The sequence below is a fragment of the Arthrobacter sp. GMC3 genome (genome assembly GCF_002929305.1).
GTDB lineage: Bacteria > Actinomycetota > Actinomycetes > Actinomycetales > Micrococcaceae > Specibacter.
The window spans coordinates 448,430-465,155 of record NZ_PJIO01000001.1; the positions used below are offsets into that span (position 1 = coordinate 448,430).

Annotated in this window: 18 protein-coding genes; 12 read left to right on the forward strand and 6 right to left on the reverse strand. The window is 60.2% G+C overall.

What is annotated here, in order from left to right; translation table 11 throughout:
* The first annotated feature begins 58 nt into the window (after positions 1-58).
* The 9 genes from CXQ94_RS02150 to CXQ94_RS02190 are packed head-to-tail and all read left to right on the forward strand — an operon-like array spanning position 59 to position 9,586.
* Positions 59-3,379: a tape measure protein gene (locus tag CXQ94_RS02150; protein ID WP_104086569.1), complete on the forward strand. Its 3,321-nt coding sequence runs from the start codon at positions 59-61 to the stop codon at positions 3,377-3,379.
* Positions 3,379-4,233, forward strand: a complete 855-nt coding sequence (locus CXQ94_RS02155; RefSeq protein WP_104086570.1) for a hypothetical protein — start codon at positions 3,379-3,381, stop codon at positions 4,231-4,233. The genes CXQ94_RS02150 and CXQ94_RS02155 overlap by 1 nt, the downstream gene beginning before the upstream one ends.
* A 10-nt stretch (positions 4,234-4,243) precedes the next feature.
* Positions 4,244-5,173, forward strand: a complete 930-nt coding sequence (locus CXQ94_RS02160; RefSeq protein WP_104086571.1) for a hypothetical protein — start codon at positions 4,244-4,246, stop codon at positions 5,171-5,173.
* Positions 5,173-6,288 carry a hypothetical protein gene (locus tag CXQ94_RS02165; RefSeq protein WP_181034042.1) on the forward strand — a complete coding sequence of 372 codons (1,116 nt, stop codon included), beginning with the start codon at positions 5,173-5,175 and terminating at the stop codon, positions 6,286-6,288. Before CXQ94_RS02160 ends, CXQ94_RS02165 begins: the two co-directional genes overlap by 1 nt.
* Complete coding sequence (locus tag CXQ94_RS02170) at positions 6,281-7,834, forward strand: hypothetical protein (protein WP_104086573.1); 1,554 nt, start codon at positions 6,281-6,283, stop codon at positions 7,832-7,834. Before CXQ94_RS02165 ends, CXQ94_RS02170 begins: the two co-directional genes overlap by 8 nt.
* A gap of 9 nt (positions 7,835-7,843) precedes the next feature.
* A complete protein-coding gene (locus tag CXQ94_RS02175; protein ID WP_104086574.1) occupies positions 7,844-8,029 on the forward strand; it encodes a hypothetical protein in 186 nt (61 codons plus the stop codon).
* Entirely contained in the window at positions 8,022-8,450 is a 429-nt protein-coding gene (locus CXQ94_RS02180) for a hypothetical protein (protein WP_104086575.1), read from the forward strand. The genes CXQ94_RS02175 and CXQ94_RS02180 overlap by 8 nt, the downstream gene beginning before the upstream one ends.
* 18 nt (positions 8,451-8,468) lie before the next feature.
* Positions 8,469-9,242 carry a M23 family metallopeptidase gene (locus CXQ94_RS02185; protein WP_104086576.1) on the forward strand — a complete coding sequence of 258 codons (774 nt, stop codon included), beginning with the start codon at positions 8,469-8,471 and terminating at the stop codon, positions 9,240-9,242.
* The gene (locus tag CXQ94_RS02190) at positions 9,239-9,586 is read left to right on the forward strand and encodes a hypothetical protein (protein ID WP_104086577.1); all 348 of its coding nucleotides are present in this window, start codon (positions 9,239-9,241) and stop codon (positions 9,584-9,586) included. The genes CXQ94_RS02185 and CXQ94_RS02190 overlap by 4 nt, the downstream gene beginning before the upstream one ends.
* Before the next feature lie 56 nt (positions 9,587-9,642).
* Here CXQ94_RS02190 and CXQ94_RS02195 read toward each other — a convergent pair whose 3' ends face one another.
* The 6 genes from CXQ94_RS02195 to CXQ94_RS02220 all read right to left on the reverse strand — a co-directional run bounded on the left by CXQ94_RS02195 (position 9,643) and on the right by CXQ94_RS02220 (position 13,167).
* On the reverse strand, positions 9,643-9,828 hold the full coding sequence (locus CXQ94_RS02195) for a CsbD family protein (protein WP_104086578.1): 186 nt from the start codon (positions 9,826-9,828) through the stop codon (positions 9,643-9,645).
* 101 nt (positions 9,829-9,929) lie between these two features.
* Positions 9,930-10,196 carry a hypothetical protein gene (locus tag CXQ94_RS02200; protein WP_104086579.1) on the reverse strand — a complete coding sequence of 89 codons (267 nt, stop codon included), beginning with the start codon at positions 10,194-10,196 and terminating at the stop codon, positions 9,930-9,932.
* A 119-nt stretch (positions 10,197-10,315) separates the two neighbouring features.
* Positions 10,316-10,534: a hypothetical protein gene (locus CXQ94_RS22420; RefSeq protein ID WP_104086580.1), complete on the reverse strand. Its 219-nt coding sequence runs from the start codon at positions 10,532-10,534 to the stop codon at positions 10,316-10,318.
* 64 nt (positions 10,535-10,598) lie between these two features.
* Complete coding sequence (locus CXQ94_RS02210) at positions 10,599-10,889, reverse strand: hypothetical protein (protein ID WP_104086581.1); 291 nt, start codon at positions 10,887-10,889, stop codon at positions 10,599-10,601.
* A 322-nt stretch (positions 10,890-11,211) separates the two neighbouring features.
* Positions 11,212-11,502 carry a hypothetical protein gene (locus CXQ94_RS02215; protein WP_104086582.1) on the reverse strand — a complete coding sequence of 97 codons (291 nt, stop codon included), beginning with the start codon at positions 11,500-11,502 and terminating at the stop codon, positions 11,212-11,214.
* 468 nt (positions 11,503-11,970) lie between these two features.
* Positions 11,971-13,167: a site-specific integrase gene (locus CXQ94_RS02220; protein ID WP_104086583.1), complete on the reverse strand. Its 1,197-nt coding sequence runs from the start codon at positions 13,165-13,167 to the stop codon at positions 11,971-11,973.
* Between the two features lie 302 nt (positions 13,168-13,469).
* On the opposite strand from CXQ94_RS02220, the gene CXQ94_RS02225 reads away from it, so the two are divergent.
* From CXQ94_RS02225 to CXQ94_RS02235, 3 genes are all read left to right on the forward strand, one after another.
* Complete coding sequence (locus CXQ94_RS02225; protein WP_104086584.1) at positions 13,470-14,117, forward strand: SDR family oxidoreductase; 648 nt, start codon at positions 13,470-13,472, stop codon at positions 14,115-14,117.
* 10 nt (positions 14,118-14,127) lie between these two features.
* Complete coding sequence (locus CXQ94_RS02230; RefSeq protein WP_104086585.1) at positions 14,128-15,702, forward strand: Na+/H+ antiporter; 1,575 nt, start codon at positions 14,128-14,130, stop codon at positions 15,700-15,702.
* Between the two features lie 79 nt (positions 15,703-15,781).
* Positions 15,782-16,663 carry a hypothetical protein gene (locus tag CXQ94_RS02235; RefSeq protein ID WP_104086586.1) on the forward strand — a complete coding sequence of 294 codons (882 nt, stop codon included), beginning with the start codon at positions 15,782-15,784 and terminating at the stop codon, positions 16,661-16,663.
* The last annotated feature ends 63 nt before the right edge of the window (positions 16,664-16,726 follow it).

The following is a 16,726-nucleotide window of genomic DNA, read 5'->3' on the forward strand; positions in this document are numbered from 1 at the left end:
ACCGAATGATAGTCGAGCGCTCAGTCATGGGCGCTTTTTTACTGCCCTTGGAGGTGCAATGTCTGCCAGCGAGAGGACTCTATCGGTTCGGCTTGATCTGCTGATTGGCGACTACAAGAACAAGGCCGGGCAGGCCGCGCAGGCTACAACTCAGATTGGTGACGCCGGGGAGAAGGCTGGGTCACGCGCTGCCGCAGCCCTGGGCGCAACCACTAAGGCTGTTGGTGCCGTCACTGCGGCTGCTCTTGTCGGCGGGGCGGCGCTTCTCAAGAACGCCATGCAAACAGGTGTCGCCTACAACCAGCTAGAGCAGACTGCCCGGATCAGCTACAAGACCATTCTTGGATCCGCAGAAGCAGCCGCCCAGATGATGGAGCAGGTTGCCGCGTTCGCGAAGACCTCACCCTTCCCGCGCCAGGCTTTCATTCAGGGAACGCAGCAGCTTCTTTCCTTTGGTATGCAGGCTGAGAAGGTCATCCCAACCCTGTCGGCAATTCAGGATGCCGTCGCGGCGTCTGGCGGCGGGTCCCAGGACATCAATGAGATCGTGTCCGTACTTGCCAAGGTAACCTCAACTGGCAAAATCACGGCTGTCACCTTGAATGAGCTTGGCTTGCGCGGGATCGATGCGGCCAAGCTCATTGGTGATGGCATGGGTAAGACTGCAAGCCAGATTCGCAGCTCCGTCACCAAGGGAACTTTGGACGCTGGCGAGGCCATTGATGTTCTGGTAGCTCAGATGTCGAAGTCATTTGCTGGCGCCGCGGCTGGTGTGAAAGATACTTGGGTCGGCTCGACTGACCGAATCAAGGGTGCTTGGCGCGATATTTCCAGCATCATCGCTGAGCCGTTCGTGCACAAGGCTGGCGGTGGACTTGCCCTCGACTGGGCCAACTCACTTGCTGATGCTCTGCGCGCCGCTGAGGCGAAGACTGGTCCGCTCGTTGCGGTCATGATGGACCGCCTCAAGCCCGCCTTTGATCAGGTGCTTCCTGCCATCCACCGGATGAAAGACGGAATCAACTCCTTTGATGTGTCCAAGGTTGATGGGCAACTGGATGCACTAGCTCAGAACGGTCCTGTGCTGGGTGCAATCACGGCAGCAATTATCGCCATGGGTACCCAGATTCCTATTCTGCAGAAGCTTGGCCTTGCAGTGAACCCCTTGGCGGCCGGAATGGTCGCCTTAATTGCCTTGTCGCCAGAGCTACGCAGCGCCTTTGGCGATTTCGCGGCGGCACTGGCACCGCTACTTCCCATCGCGCAGCAAACGGGACAAGCGCTCATCAGCACCGCTACGGCAATCTTGGTCACGCTGGCCCCAGCCTTGCGCGATCTACTGCTGGCCGTGGCGCCGGTAATAGTTCAATTTGGCCAGGGCCTCGGTACCGCCGCAGTGTCGGTTATTCGGGCACTTGTTCCAGTGGCGCAGGTTGTGGCTGACGTTGCCTCTGCCGTGTCAAAACTGCCCACCCCTGTCCTGGCTGCGGCGCTTGCGTTTGCTGCCGTCGTCGCCTTGCGCGGACCGCTCTCAGCAATGCTCTCAACAACTGGGGCAGCATTCAGTGGACTCAATGCCACCATGGCGACATCCAGGGCTGTTGCCGCCGAAACTGGCGGGGCAATCTCGGTCATGTCTGTCACCTCAGCCATGGCCGGGACAAGCATCGCAGCTCTTGGTACGGCCATGAAAGTGGCATTCATGTCCAACCCAATCGGCATGGTTATCGCTGGCATTGGCCTAGCTCTCGGAGGGCTGGCTATGTACCAGTCAGAGGCAGCCTCGAAGACGGAAGGCCACAAGGCGGCCGTGCAGTCATTGACGGAGGCCCTAAAAGCGTCCAACGGTGCCATGGATGACAGTGTGCAGAAAATCCTTGCTCAGCAGCTTGCTGATGAAAAGGGTAAGCATACGAAGCTCGATATGATCACGCTCTCGAAGCAGCTTGGGCTTTCTCAAGGCGAGATGACCAAGGCGATCTTGGAAGGCGGCGCAGCATTCGATGTAATGCGGGCCAAGATCAAGGGCATTGCCGAGGCCAACCGCACGGCAGGCTACGGAGGGTCTGGCTACTACACGGACGTGGGCAAGGCTGCGCTCGATGCCTTGGACGGAATCGACAAGTTCTCAGGCGCGACCAATGAGGCTGTTGAAGGCCAGAAGAATCTCAATTGGGAGACCAAGGGCTCAAAGTCCGCCATTGAGTCTGAAACTGCGGCACTGGAAGCCAACATCTCCAAGAAGCAAGAAGCCGCCGGCGCCACACTTTCACAGGCCCAAGCTGAACTGCGCTACGCGGAGACCAAGAAGCGGTCAATGGAGCAGATCACGCAAGCTGCTGACATGTGGAATGTTGAGACACAGTCCCTGAACGTCAACACGGACGAGCAGAAGAAGAACGCCAGCGCCCTGCTGGAAACGGCAACCTCTGCGCGTCAAGTCATCGACGCCCAGCAGAAGAACAATGTATCCGGCACAGCCCTGCGGAAGACGGTTGACGGTCTGCGGTCTGATTTCATCGCCCAGGCGGAAGCAGCAGGCATTGGCACGGTCGAAGCGGGGAAGCTTGCCGACGCCTACGGGCTGATCCCAAAGGAGGTCGTTTCCGATGTGAAGCTGCAATCCGAGGCCGCCATGACGCAGCTCAACGATCTTCACAAGGCGATCCAGGCAACCCCGGATAAGACAGTGACTATTGACGAGCCAGCGTCACCAGCCATCGTCAAGGGCTTGGAACTGCTCGGCTACAAGGTTGAGCACCTCCCGAACGGTCAGATCAAGGTCACCGAAACCGGCGCAGTTGAGACCGGAGACAAGATTGACGGTGTGGCAAGCAAGAAGCGCCTTGCTGAGATCATCGCCCAAGCTCAGACGGAAACGGCTGAGAACTGGCTGAACAACCTTGCGCGCCCGCGGTACACATCGATCACAGTTGACGAGCGCATTTCCACTGGCAAGGGCGGCGCTGGTGGCCTGACGGGGAACGCGGCGGGCGCTCGCTTGCCGAAGTCCTCTACTGGACGCCGGTTGCCACTGTCCGGGCCCGGAACTGATGTGGTTGACGGGATTCTTGGCGTCGGACGTGACGGCATTCCTACCTCATGGGTAGACAAGGGTGAGTGGATCATCAACGGTCGCTCATCCGAGAAGTACGACCGCGAGCTTGCTGCCATCAATGCTGGGACGTTCCCTCAAGGTGGGCTGAACATGTCATTTGCTGCGCCGATTCGCATGCCCAGCGGTTCCTCTGGAATTGACTCAGCGGCGCTAGACAGGTTGACGGAGGCAGTTCATGCGGCTCGGTCCATCAATTTCAATGCACCAGATACTTCGCGAGGGTCATTCATGGGATTTGTGCGCGAAATGGAGGGAGTCTAGTGCAGGTAGTTGAAGGGCGGGGCGCGGCGCTGAATGGGCTTGACCTGTTGGGCGTGGATGAGTCGGGTGTTACGTGGCGCGTCGAGAACTTGGATGACCTACTTTCCCCATCAGGGTCCACAGGAGAAGTTATTCAAAACGCCTTTGGCGACGGCGGATGGGCTGGTCAGGCATATCGCGAGCCCCGCCCCATCCGCCTTCTAGGTTGGATCTCAGGAGACTCGCGGGACGTAGCCCTGGCGGCTGCCACGCTGCTTGCGTCGAAGTTGCCATACAAGTCTTTTGAGCGACTATCGATGTCTGACCTCGGGGAAGTTAGCCACTTGTTGGTCAGGGTTGCCGGGAAGCCGTTCATTAAGGAGCTTAGTTCCACATACTTCACGTTCGACATCCAGCTAATCGCCCCGGATCCGCGCAAGCTTGGCGGCGACGGCTCTACCCCGTATCAGTTCTCGGCAACAGCATTTCTGCCTTCCACGTCGGGCGGCCTGCAACTGCCCGTTACGGCCCCGTTCAGTATTGGCGCGACGGTGGTCAATGGCTCGGTGACTGTGACCGCTACGGGTGATGCGCCGCCGCCTGTGATGGTGCGAATCAATGGCCCGATTGTGGGTCCGGTGATTCGTGACCGTGACGGCAACAGTATGCCGCTGGACATCAGTCTGGACGTCGGCCAGTGGTTGGACGTCGATTTTGACGCGCACACGATCAAGCTCAACTCCACTGTCAGCCGTCGCAATGCGCTGCGTGGCCGGTGGATCACTGCCAGCGCTGGCATGGTCCTATCTCTCGACGCGGACGTGTACAACCCACTCGCAAACATGACGGTCTTCTGGACCGACGCAAGTTACTAAGGAGGCCTCTGTGGCTGTACCAGTTCAGACTCTTGACCCTACGTGGATCAATCAGAACCCCTATGACTCCGAGGAGTTGCGCCGCAATCAGGGTTTCATGCTGGCGGGCGGTGCGACCGCTGGAACGTCGCGGACAGGCGTGCTGAATCCTCGCGATTTGGTGGTGACGCTCGCTGGTAGCAATGTGATGGTTGGCCCGGGCGGTGCCGTGATTGGTTCATCGAAGGGCGCTTACCTGTGTGGCGTGGCAGCGGCTACGAACATTGGTGCGTTCACGCCGGCGGACGCAACGAACCCTCGCCGTGACCGGATCGTGCTGGAAATTCTGGATCCGGACAATGGCGGCGGTGCTGGGCGTAAGGCTCAGTTGCGGATCATTGACGGGGCCCCGAATGCGTTGGCTGCTAGTGGTGGAGGCTATCCTGCCGAGCCTGTCTTGGCGATCACTCTGGGTTCTTTGGATGTCCCCAAGGTGGGTGGCGGATCCCCGGTCATCACAGCCCGTCCACCGGTCACTGCTGCGTCCGGCGCGCCGATCATGGTGCGTGACGCTACGGAGATGAACGGCCTTCCGAAGTGGGTTGGCGCCCAGTGCATTCGTCTCGATCTTTCCGGTGAGATGTTCGCCTGCGATGGGAACACGTGGGCGATTGTTCCACGGTTGAACATCCAGATCGGGCAGGGCAGCAATGTCCCGATTCTCAAGTCCCTTGAAGTGAAGGTAACCCTAGATGGTTCATCGGTTGGCTACATCACCTTCCCGGAAGCATTCCCTAACCGGCTAGTCTCCACGTCACTGATGCGTATGCACGACACTGGGCAGCCAATCTATTTCAACATGGTTGCTGACGGCACATCCCGGGCAGGCATCAGGTTCGTGGCCAACGGCGTCCCTGCCGGCTCCACCTTGTACATCCAGTACCAGTGCTTGGGGTTCTAGTGGACAGGCCAACGTATCGCTTCATTATTTGCGAGCTAGTCTCTGGCCGGGTGCTGGATGAGCTGCCCATGGTGATCACGTCGGATCTGACAAGGTATCTGAAAATGTACGGGGAAGGGTCTTTGGCCCTTCCTCTTTTTAATGTGCGCGGACGGCTGGTTTCGGACACGTGGGAGCAAGCAATCCTGCCCGGCCGGTCCCTGGTTCTGGTGGTGGATGATCGGGACAACATTGTGTGGTCCGGTGCCCCTCAGCGGCGCGGGCGTCAGGGAACTGGCAAGGACGCCTCGCTGATCAAGTTCCCTTTCCGGACAGTGGAGGCGTACTTTATTCGCCGCTATGTGCCGACACTGAACTTTCAGGGCAAGGACCAGGCTCGCATTTTTCAGGCCCTTATGGAATCCACGACCGAAGGCGGTATTGGTCTTGACTATGACTGCCCTGACACTGGTGTGCTGCGGGATCGTCCATACAACGACGATGAGAACTTCCGGGTGTATGACCGGGTGAATCAGTTGGCCGCGGTACTGGATGGTTTCGACTGGACCATTGATGTGGTCTGGGGCGATGACGCGCACACGTGGGTACGAAAGATCGCCCGCACCGGCTACCCGCATCTAGGTAACCGCAGCCAGAATCCGGCCCATACTTTCGAGACCGGGCAGAACGTCATTGACTTTGATTCGCAAGAGTCTTGGGATGAGGGTGACGCAGCAACACATGTGCGGGCCATTGGTGATGGTGAAGGCGAGTCCAAAGTCATGTCGGATCCGATCATCGACACGGTACGGGAAGCTGCTGGCTGGCCGCGCACCGAAGAACGCAAGTCCTTCTCCGGCGTGACCGTTCAGACCACCATTGATGCCCATGCCCAAGCCCTTGCTACGTACCTTTTTGGCGGGCAAGACGTCCTTGAACTGACAGCCCGCAACCCGACAGGCCGCGAGGACTTCACCCGCCTGGGGGAAATCACTTTGGGCAACACTGCCCGCGCAATTATCAACACTCCACAGCTCAAGCGTGACGTCGTCTGGCCGGTCGTTGGTTGGTCGCTAACCACGGAGACGGGCATTTACAAGCCTGTACTGGCAAAGATCGGAGTACCCGATGGGTAGCAATTCACTGACGCCCCGCTCTTTCGATCTACGACAAGCCGCACGGGCAAGGGAAGAAGAAGAACGACGCAGGGAACAAGCGACATCGGCCCGAAACACCAGCAGCACAACTGTTGGCGCAGGCGGCCGCCTGGATATTGACGGCGGCGACATCACCGTAATGAACGGCGGGTCCGGTGTCGTCAAGGATGGCGGCATCTGGCGCATTGAAGACGGCGGCGGACAGGAGATGACCGGCAACGGCGAAATGGTCATCGTCGGTCAAGGCCTTGACCCGTTCCTTGGAACGCCGGTCGCGTCGCGGATGAAGTTCGGCAACCGGATCGCGCACCACACCTACACTGGTGCGGACTTTCTACAGCCGGGCATCTACATGGAAGGCGCTACACCAAAAAGCATCTTGGAAACTGCCCGCCTTACGGGGACTATCCAGGGTGACGGGCTAATCAGCCGAAGCGGGCGGCGACAGAGCGAAGGTCAGCCAACTGCAATCAAAGAGCAGTCATCGTCCGCCATGTCCCCATGGTCCGCCGCGCTGAGAACGGTCCGCTACGACGCCACCATAAACTCTGACGGCGAAGATGGGCTCATAGGGCTCAAGCGCAACGTCGGGGTCAGCACCAACCCTGATGCGGTGATAGCTACCTACCAGAGCCGTGAAACCGACCATGACATCACCTTGTCTCTTTCAGACGGCTCGAATTCCAACGGGGTCAGCAAGTCCGGCGCGGTACTGTCCTTCAACTCTCGGGTTGTGGATCCATCGAGTAGCTGGGTCTGCCTGGACAAGGGCGGGCTACTGGACTTCGGCGCGAAGATCGGCGCCAAGGCTGTAGCCATTGACTCGAAGGTTGCGGGCAAGCTGCAACTAACAGCGACCGATGGCGTGGACATCGCCGGGGCGTTCACCGTCAACGGGGCTCCGGTCGGTGGCGCGGTGAAGTCGGTCAACACGAAGACCGGCGATGTGGTGCTTGGCAAGGCTGATGTTGGACTCGGCAACGTGGACAACACCAGCGACGCAAACAAGCCGGTCAGTACGCCGACAGCAACCGCACTGGCGGGCAAAGCTGCTACCGTCCACACGCACACCATCGCCCAAGTGACCGGGCTGCAGGACGCCCTCGACAGCAAAGTGTCTACCGGGGTTCGTCATGCAGAATTCACCGCCACCGGCCCTCTCCCAAGCAGCGACGCAATGGCGCCAATCGGAGTCACCCTCACCCCGGATGTTGGACAAACCACCGGCAACGACTTCGCCACCATCGGCGCCGCATCCCAGGTAAACCTCACCCCGGGGGTCTACACAATCTTTTTCATGGGCGACGCAGGCGCATCCATGGGCACATTCCCGATGGCTGGACTAGTCAACGTTGCCACGGGGGTCTCGTACATCCAATCGCCCTACCCTTCCGGTGAGTGGAGGGCCAGCGCACAACGGACCATCTACCTGCCATCTGGTGGGGCAGTCCGCTTTGAAATCAGGCAAAACTCTGGCGCGGTAAGAACTTTCGCCCACCGCGTAGTCATCGACAAATGGAAATAGGAGGCCACCATGGCCCAAGCAAATGTTGGCATTCAACTCCCTGGCCGCCGCGTAGACCTCAACGGTGAAATCCCTGACGAGATCGCATATGCCATCGTCCAACAAATCACCGCCCTACTCATCGCCACACCACCCGCGACACCAGCCCCTGACGTACCTGCCGTCGAGTCAACACCGGAGCCGCCCAATGCCTGAATGGATCACAAACCTGATAGCTACGGACCGTCTCCTGACTGTCGGATTCATCCTGTTTATTCTCTGGCTTTTCGGGAGGTCAGCCCTGAAATCGTGGCCGTTCGTCAGCAAGCTAGTCACCCTTGTGAACGCCTTGGTGGGCGATGGGCCGGGTACGGGGATCGTAGACCGCATGGCCTCGCTTGAGGAGACGAACGTGACCCTGAAAGAGCATGTGGCTACGATCCACCACGAGACCACACCGAACCATGGCGGGTCCATCAAAGACGCCGTGGCACGAATCGAAAACGGCCTCGACACGGAACGCACCACGCTCTCCGACCACATTAGGGAGACCGAGCCGCTCATGCCGATGCTCACCGACATGCACCGAAAATACATTGGCGATAATCCGCACCAAGCCACCCCAACGGGTGGCTGACTCATTTAAGGAGGCATCATGGTCAACTACATTTGGCCGGTCCCGGAAGGTACCGGCATAAGTCAGGCCTTCGGGGCCGACCCGGGCGGCTTCAATCCTGCCGGAGGGCACACCGGAACTGACTTTTTTACCGTCATGAACACACCGATCCGGGCCATAGCTGCCGGGGCAGTGTTGCATGCTGGCTGGCTTGACGGCGCGTACTGGGACAACCCTTGGCTGTTGGAACCATCCTTCGCTGGCATCGTCGTCGTAATTGACCACGGCCCGGTCATCAGCATCTACGCCCACCTCAACCGCACCGACCTGATCTCCGGCGACCGGGTTACGCAGGGCGAGGTGATCGGGCTGTCAGGCAACACCCGCGACAAAGTCAACACGTTCGGCCCACACCTGCACTTCGAAACACTTCCAGACCGCTGGACCGTCAACAATGGCACCTTTGGTCGCGTAGACCCGGCCCGGTACTGCGCCGGGTACTGGAACGGGATCACCGGCCAAGCCACCAACATCACACCAATAACACCATCCGAGGAGGATGACATGGCATCACCGGAAGAAATTGCCCAGGCGGTTTGGTCCCACCCAATCACACTCAAGGACGGTACAAAGGGTCGCGCCATTGACCACTTCGTGAACCTCTGCAGCGACATGAAGCAGGTGCCCAAGCTCGGGACCGTGTTCAAGTCCTTCGACGGCAAGACGGAGGCCCGCTTCATGGACATCATGGCAAACCTCGGCCCGGACGTCCGCGCCATCAAGACCGTCACGGACCAGCAGGTGGGCAAGTGACCGGCCGGCGTGTGGCATCGGTGGACCACGCGGACGCGTGGCAGAGAGCCCTCCGAACCTTATGGCAGGGCTTCGGAACCGACGCGCTCATTGCCATCGGTGCGGGGCTAGTCCTTCTGCTGGACGGCGGTGACGTGACCTCACCCCTGTTCTGGGCCGCGGTCGGGGTGCTCATCATCAAGTCCATCCTTGTGGCTCTGGCCAGCTACTTGCAGCGGCTCCGCAAAGCACCCAACCCCTTACCGGAGCCACCCTTGCCAGAGCCCGACCCGCCGCTCACTAGCGACTACCGCGAAGCTGTGAGCCGGGACCGCCAATCCATCTACGGCGACGACGGCAAGTAGCACCCACTAAGAAGCGCCCCCACCTTCATAGGTGGGGGCGCTTCTGGTGTTTAACGCTATTTGCCGAAGACATCCTTCGCGGCGTCCTTGACGTGCTCGCCGGCCTGCTTTGCTTTCGCCGCGGCCTGATCTCCGACGCCCTCGGCTTGAAGCTTTTCGTTGTTGGTTGCATCTCCCAGGGTTTCCTTCGCCTTACCGGCTACTTCCTGAGCTTTGTTGCTGATCTTATCTCCGAGACCCATAAGGTCCTCCTTCAATTCGAATCCAACTAGTACGCTTTCAACCCTAGGAAAGAAATCTGAACGTTTCCTGAACGGTTGGCGCTTGGCCTGCGTATGATCCCTTAGTTGCCTGCGACGACAGCCATGGCCGCCATGAGTGCCCTGGTCACTTCGGCCTCTTTCACAACATGACCGTAGAAGCTGTCGCAGTTCATGCACGTGTAGTCAATATCCCAAGACCCCTCGCCCTCAAGGCGATACCAACGGGCCCGCTCAATGATCACGTACTCGTCGCTGTCACATACCCCGCACCAGATCAAATTGGCGATCGATCCCTGCGCGATGGCTGGGGCATGGTCATTTACCTTTGAAGAATCGTGCTCAGACATTCAAGGTCACCCTCTCACAACAGATGCATGGAACCTGCAATGGAATTGGTGGCATCATTTTAGACACGCGAAATCGGCGCAGTCTAGAGTTCCGGGGCAGAGATTTTGGGCCAGCGCCGTTAACGCTCCGGCCGCACCGACACGAGCCGCATCCCCTTAGGAACCGTCCGCTGTAGCTGTGCGAAACCCGCCGTGTAGTCCGCGCAATCGACAGTCGTTTCCTCGACGGCGCCTGTCTCGATGGTTTCCAGGATGGCTTTGATGATCATGGGAAAAGCGTAGACCGAGGCTCTGACACTCATTTGCTGCCGCAGCGCCAGGACATTGTTGGGCCCCATTTACCTGAGGATAAACGGAGCCCATACCTACGGTCTACGCCTTCCGAGGAGCTTCCACAAGCCCCTACGCCGCAACAGCATCCATGGACCTCTCCGACCATGACACGCGATCCAGTCCAAGCACCAGTTCGAAAGTCACCAATGGCGTGCGTGGGTTGTGTCCGATCCTGGCTTGCACCCGCCACACCTCCATATCCATCAGGGTCATCTCACCCTTAGGCATGCGCGTTGCCGTGGTCCACCAGTCGGTGCGCTCGTACCAGCGCACAGGCTCAGGTGCCACATGCCACGTCCTGCCGCCACGGATGAACGATGCGGGGGCGCCTGCCGCCGTGGTTACCTCGATACTCTCCATGGCAAGGACTGTAGGTGGAGGGGCTGACATTCAATGGCAGCACGAAGCCACGCCCTCTGTGACCGCAGATGGTGGGTTGGCTCGTGGTTGCCGACTTTCATTCTTACCCATTGATCTAGGCCGTCACGGGTCGTAGAATCTTGATCGTTGGCCCGTGGAGCCGAAGCAAGCGATCCCGGTAGTGATCGCTTCAGCGCTTCGAACGACCATGGCTAACTGCATGCAGGGAGTTTCTAGGCAAACCATCGCAGCGGGTATTGTGGGTGTCCGGAAACTCCCTGCATGAAACCAACGCATTCCACCCCTGCAAGGAGTCGTTGGTTCACCGTGGAGTGTCTGGCGAGTGGGCGTCGTTAGTAGCGGCCGCCATGGACGCCATGAGAGCGGCAGTAACGACAGACTCCATGACAACGTGCCCGTAGAAGCTGTCGCACTTTGTGCAGGTGTAGTCGACATCCCAGGACCCTTCGGCAATGCGATGGCGCCATCGGGCCCGTTCGATCAAAATGTATTTGTCGCTACTGCACACGACGCACCAAATCCCGTCCGCCTTCGTTTCCTGCACGATGGCTAGGATCTGTTCATCCGTTGGGGACGCGGCTTTCTTGACCATTAGAGGTCACTCTTTCCAGGCACATAGGTGAGACCAGAGGTGGGATGGGTGTCATTAATTCTAGACCTGGACCAATCGGTCGTCGAGAATACGTTCAACCCCTTCACGAGCCTGCCGAAAGTCCGGAGCCATGCGGCTCGTGACTTCGCCACTAAGGGCGTAGTCACGGCATGCCCGGTCGATACTCAGGATGGCATCAGCGATGACGGTCCCGTTTCCGTGTCAAGAACGTACCCACGTACGTATTGCCAAGCGGTTTTGCGCGTTCCATAATTAACGCGTGTTGACTGTCTGGCCCCGGGGCGTCAATGAACGGGCCGCTCTCGTGTAGGAGCCACATCCGCCAGCACAGTACAGGTAGCCATCGACAGGGAAACCCTCGATGGCTACCTTGCGGAAGTCCACATATGGCCACGCAGCAAAAAGCCCCGCCCACTTGGGTGTGGACGGGGCTCAGGGGAGTGGCGGCTAGACGGCTTCGACGTAGAGCAGGCCGCTCATCCTTTCCAAGGCGTCCCGAACGATCTTCTGATTGCCGCGAGAACGATACGAGCGGGTAACCGCTCTAGATGAGTGCCCTACGATCTCCATGATGACCGCCTCTGGGACTTCGGCCTCATATAGAAGATCTACTACTGTATGCCGTGCGCCATGCAGCGTCACGTCATCCGGCAGACCAGCTTCTTTGAGTACAATCTTCCATTCCTTGGACGCATCAGCAGGGTCCCACGGTCGCCCGGCCCGCTGAAAAACCAGCCCCTCGGTGCGGTCTCCAATGTACCGGCGTAGGATCGTTGCCAGCGGCTCCACCAGAGGCGGAGTGCGCCATCCGGCATTCGACTTCGGCCGAGTGAAGTAAAGGTTGCCCTCGATGTGCCTGTACTCGTAATCGGCCGGCGCTGATTCAATGTCCTTCACTCTCTGGATCTGCCATGAGAGATCCAGGATGTCGCCAACCCGGTCAACTTCCAGGCCAATGATCTCGCCTCGCCTCGCGCCCGTCAGCAAGTAGCTCGCCCACATGGCCCCATTCGGGTGAGTGGCAAGGTGCAACAGCAGCGTGACGGCCTCGTCAACCGTAAGCGCCTTCTCGTTCGTCGCCCGCTTCGTTGGCCGGTCAACGAGCTCGCACACGTTTCGACTCACCTTGCCTTGCCTCTTAGCCATCTTGAGCGCGCCGGATAGGGCATTGTGGATTAGCAGCGCATAGGTGCTTGACAAGTATTCGGTGCCATCCGGCGGGTCCGACAACTGCCGCATGGCCTTGTCTTTGGGTGTACCCATCACCGAGTTGTGCAGCCTGCTCACATCCAGTGGCGTGAGTTTGTCCAGGCGCTTCTTCCCCAACGCCGGGTTGATGTAGTCGCGGAACGCGACGCGATACCCGCTGACGGTATTCGGAGCCAGCTTCTTCGCCCGCTCGGCCAGCCAGTGCTCCGACCAGTCCGAAAGTTTGACACTGCTGGTTTCGAGGTTCCCAGTTTTTTCTAGCTCCGCTTGGAGCTTTCGCATTTCCTTGAGTGCTGCGGCCTTGCTTTTGCGTCGAAAGTCTTTGCGCCTGCGATTGCCGTTGCTGTCCGGCGGAAGCTCCAGCCGGACGCGCCAGTACCCCCTACTGTCTTCGGTGATGGAACCTTCACCCTTGCCCCTTGCCTTTGTCTTCATGACTTCCTACCTGGTGCCCCCATTGGTGCCCCCTTAGTAACCGTAAGATAGCCTAGGATAGGGGTCTGACACTGGTGAAATTCCCCGTGATTCCGGGGTTTTTCTCTAGTACTAGTCTACTATCCGCACGACTCATAATCGTGAGGTCCCGAGATCGAGTCTCGGTGCCGCTACAGACAAAGCCCCCGGAATCCACAAGATTCCGGGGGCTTTTCTGTGCCTCCGGCCTGCCGCAAGGGTGTTGCCGGGGCGGGAGGTGGGATAACGTGGGCCCCACCACCCCCGAACAGAAGAGGCACAGCATGCCACGGATTCTCATTATTGGCGGGCACGGCAAGATCGCGCTGCTCTTGGCACCCTTGCTGCGTGAGGCAGGCGCGGAAGTGACAAGCGTGATTCGCAATGCCGCGCAGATTGACGACGTTGCCGCGGCAGGAGCAACACCTGTGGTCCACGACGTCGTGACCGCCTCCGAGGCCGAGCTGGCCGATCTCTTCGCCGGCCACGACGCCATCGTCTTCTCCGCAGGCGCCGGGGGTGGCAGTCCCGAGCGCACCTACGCCGTGGACAGGGACGCCGCCATCCGCTCCATGGACGCGGCGGTGTCGGCAGGAGTGCCCCGCTACGTCATGGTGTCCTACCTGGGGGCCAGCCTCCACCATGGGGTTCCCCCGGAGGACAGCTTCTTCGCCTACGCGGAGGCGAAGGCGGCAGCGGATAACCACCTGCGCAGCAGCGCACTGGAATGGACCATCCTCGGTCCTGGGGCTCTGACCTTGGACCCACCGTCGGGCACCATCACCACAACGCCGGACAGGGCGCACAGAAACACCTCACGCGGCAATGTGGCTTACGTGGCCGCCGCAGTCCTGGCTAGGCCCGACACCATTGGGCGCACCATCGAGTTCACCGACGGTGACGTGCCCATCGAGCAGGCTCTGACCCCGTAGGGTAAAGAGCGTGGAACAGCTCGTATTGATTATTGGACTCCTTTTCGCCACCGTGGTTGCCGTCGGTTTGGGGGACAGGCTCAAGCTGCCCTATCCGGTGCTCATGCTCATCATGGCGGGGGCATTGACGTTCATTCCGGGGTTCCCGGACCTGCGGATCGATCCCGAACTGATTCTGCCCATTTTCTTGCCTCCCTTGCTCTTTGCCACGGCGCAAAAGAGTTCCTGGGCGGTGTTTCGGGTTCGCTGGCGCACCATCATCATGCTCGCCATTGCCCTAGTGGTGGTCACCACGGCCATGGTGGCAGGGGCGGCCTGGCTGCTGATCCCCGGCATTGGCATCCCCGCAGCACTGGCCCTGGGCGCCATGGCCGCCCCGCCGGACCCGGTGGCCGTGGAATCGGTCGCCGGCAGGGTCCACATGCCGCGCCGGCTCATCACCGTCCTGCAAAGTGAGGGTCTGTTCAACGACGCCGCCGCCATCGTGATCTTCCAGGCCGCCGTTGCCAGCGCCATGGACGGCGAACACTTTGGTGTCGGAGTGGTGGGCAAATTCGTGCTCGGCGCGGTGATCGCCGTCGCCGTGGGCATGCTGATGGGCTGGGTGACGGGGCTGATCACCAAACTGATCACCTCCTCTGTGGCCCGCAGCGCCGTGACTCTCGTGGTGCCCTTCGCCGCCTACATCCTGGCCGAGGAAGTCCACGCCTCCGGTGTAATCGCCGTGGTGGTGACGGCCCTGGAGATCAAACGCCACGCACGCGCCGAGGACGCCACCGAGCGCATCACCCGCGCCGCCTTCTGGGACGTGGTGGAGCTGCTTGTCACAGGTCTCGCCTTCGGCCTGGTGGGACTGGAAGTCCGTGAAGTCATCAAGGCCGAAGGATCGGCCATCTGGGGCATGCTTCCGGCAGCGATCAGTATCAGCATCCTGGTCATTGTGGTCAGGTTCCTCTGGTTTGGCCTGCTGGCGCTGCTCTCGAAGAAGCACGACGGCGACCTCCCACCCACCAGCCTGAAGGACGTCATCATCCTCACCTGGTGTGGCATGCGCGGGCTGGCCACATTGGCGCTTGCCCTAGCGCTTCCCACGGTGCTGCCTTCGGGGGAAGACTTCCCGGGACGGCACGAGATCATCGTCATCGCCTGCGCCGTGTTGCTGACAACGCTGGTGCTGCCCGGCCTGACGCTGCCGTGGCTCATGCGGGTGCTCAAGGCGACCGACGACGGCGTTGAGGAACGTGAGGCGGCCAAGGTCCTGGCCCTGCGAGCTCAGGACGCGGCCATTGCTGCGCTGCGGGACAACGAGGTCATCAAGAATCTGCCGCCGGAAAAGTTGACCCTGGTCAAGGACAAGATGAAGCGCCTGCACGCCGAACTTCTCGATGGCAGCCTGAAGAATGAGGACACCGACGAGCGCCGCCGTCGTGGTCGGGAATTGGCGATCGCGGTGCAGACCATTGCCCTGGACGCCGCCCGGACCGAGGTGCTCAGCGCCCGCAACGAGCCAGAAGCAGACCCCGAGGTGGTGGACAGGGTCCTGCGTCAACTTGATCTGCGCACCATGATCATGCCGGAGAACTGAGGGCTCAACAATGCGCACCGTGGCCATTCAACGTGCCGTCGTCCTGCATTAACCGCTCCGGAACGGCTACAGTGTCGGCATGGATTCCTTAGGCAGTGCGGCTGCAGGCGACTGGCTCAAACCGCTCATCGATGTTCAATGGCGCGACATGCACGCTGTGGTACCCCGGGGCTTTCCCGCGTACGCCCGGATCTTTCATCCAGTGTGGCGGGACCGTCCCGAGGACACCAAGACATGGCACGGACATGAGCTACCCGCCCAAGGAGCCATCGAAAACCAGAAGGTGGGCTGGTCCGGCGTCGCACATGCCTTCGGGCGCCAGATGCACGCACTGGCCCAATACCACCGCCTCCCGGACCCGGAAGTACCCATGCTGGGCCCCGTGGGCGCCGATGGGTGGCGGTACTCTGGACCGGATCTTGGCAATCTTGACCCGGAAGTTCTGGCCGCGGCCGCCGTCCACCTTTGCGCGCACACCAGCACCCCAGATCACGGAGTCACTGCAATCTGGGAAGGATATGGCGGTCTGAGCAGTTCCGCCGGCTACGCGGAGCTCAGCTTTTCCGCGGACGGGCAGCGCATAGAAGATGCCGCCGTTCTTGAGATCGGCCCGGGATCGGGTCTGCTTCCCGCTGATGTAGTCAACGGGGAAAAACTGGAACTGCCGAACCGCAGCTACTACCTCTTTGACACTGCGCCGCGTATCTACACAGATCCCGGGTGGGCCAATCGTGCCCCGTGGCACCACTCGCCGGCATGGCCGCAATCACCGAACATTCTGTGGCCGGCAGACCACAGCTGGGTTCTGGTCTCGGAAATCGATTTCGACTCCACCGTGATCGCCGGCAGCCGGGAGCTCATTGCGGCGCTGACGCAGGATCCGGCGCTCGAGGCACTAGCTCTCCAAGAAGGTGCCGACCTAACGTGGGATGCCGACGTCCCCAACCGGCCGCAGGGGTAGGTGCTGGGCGGGCCCACGGACGGCCTGCACAGGCGTAGCTGGTGCATTCCACCAGCTACGCTG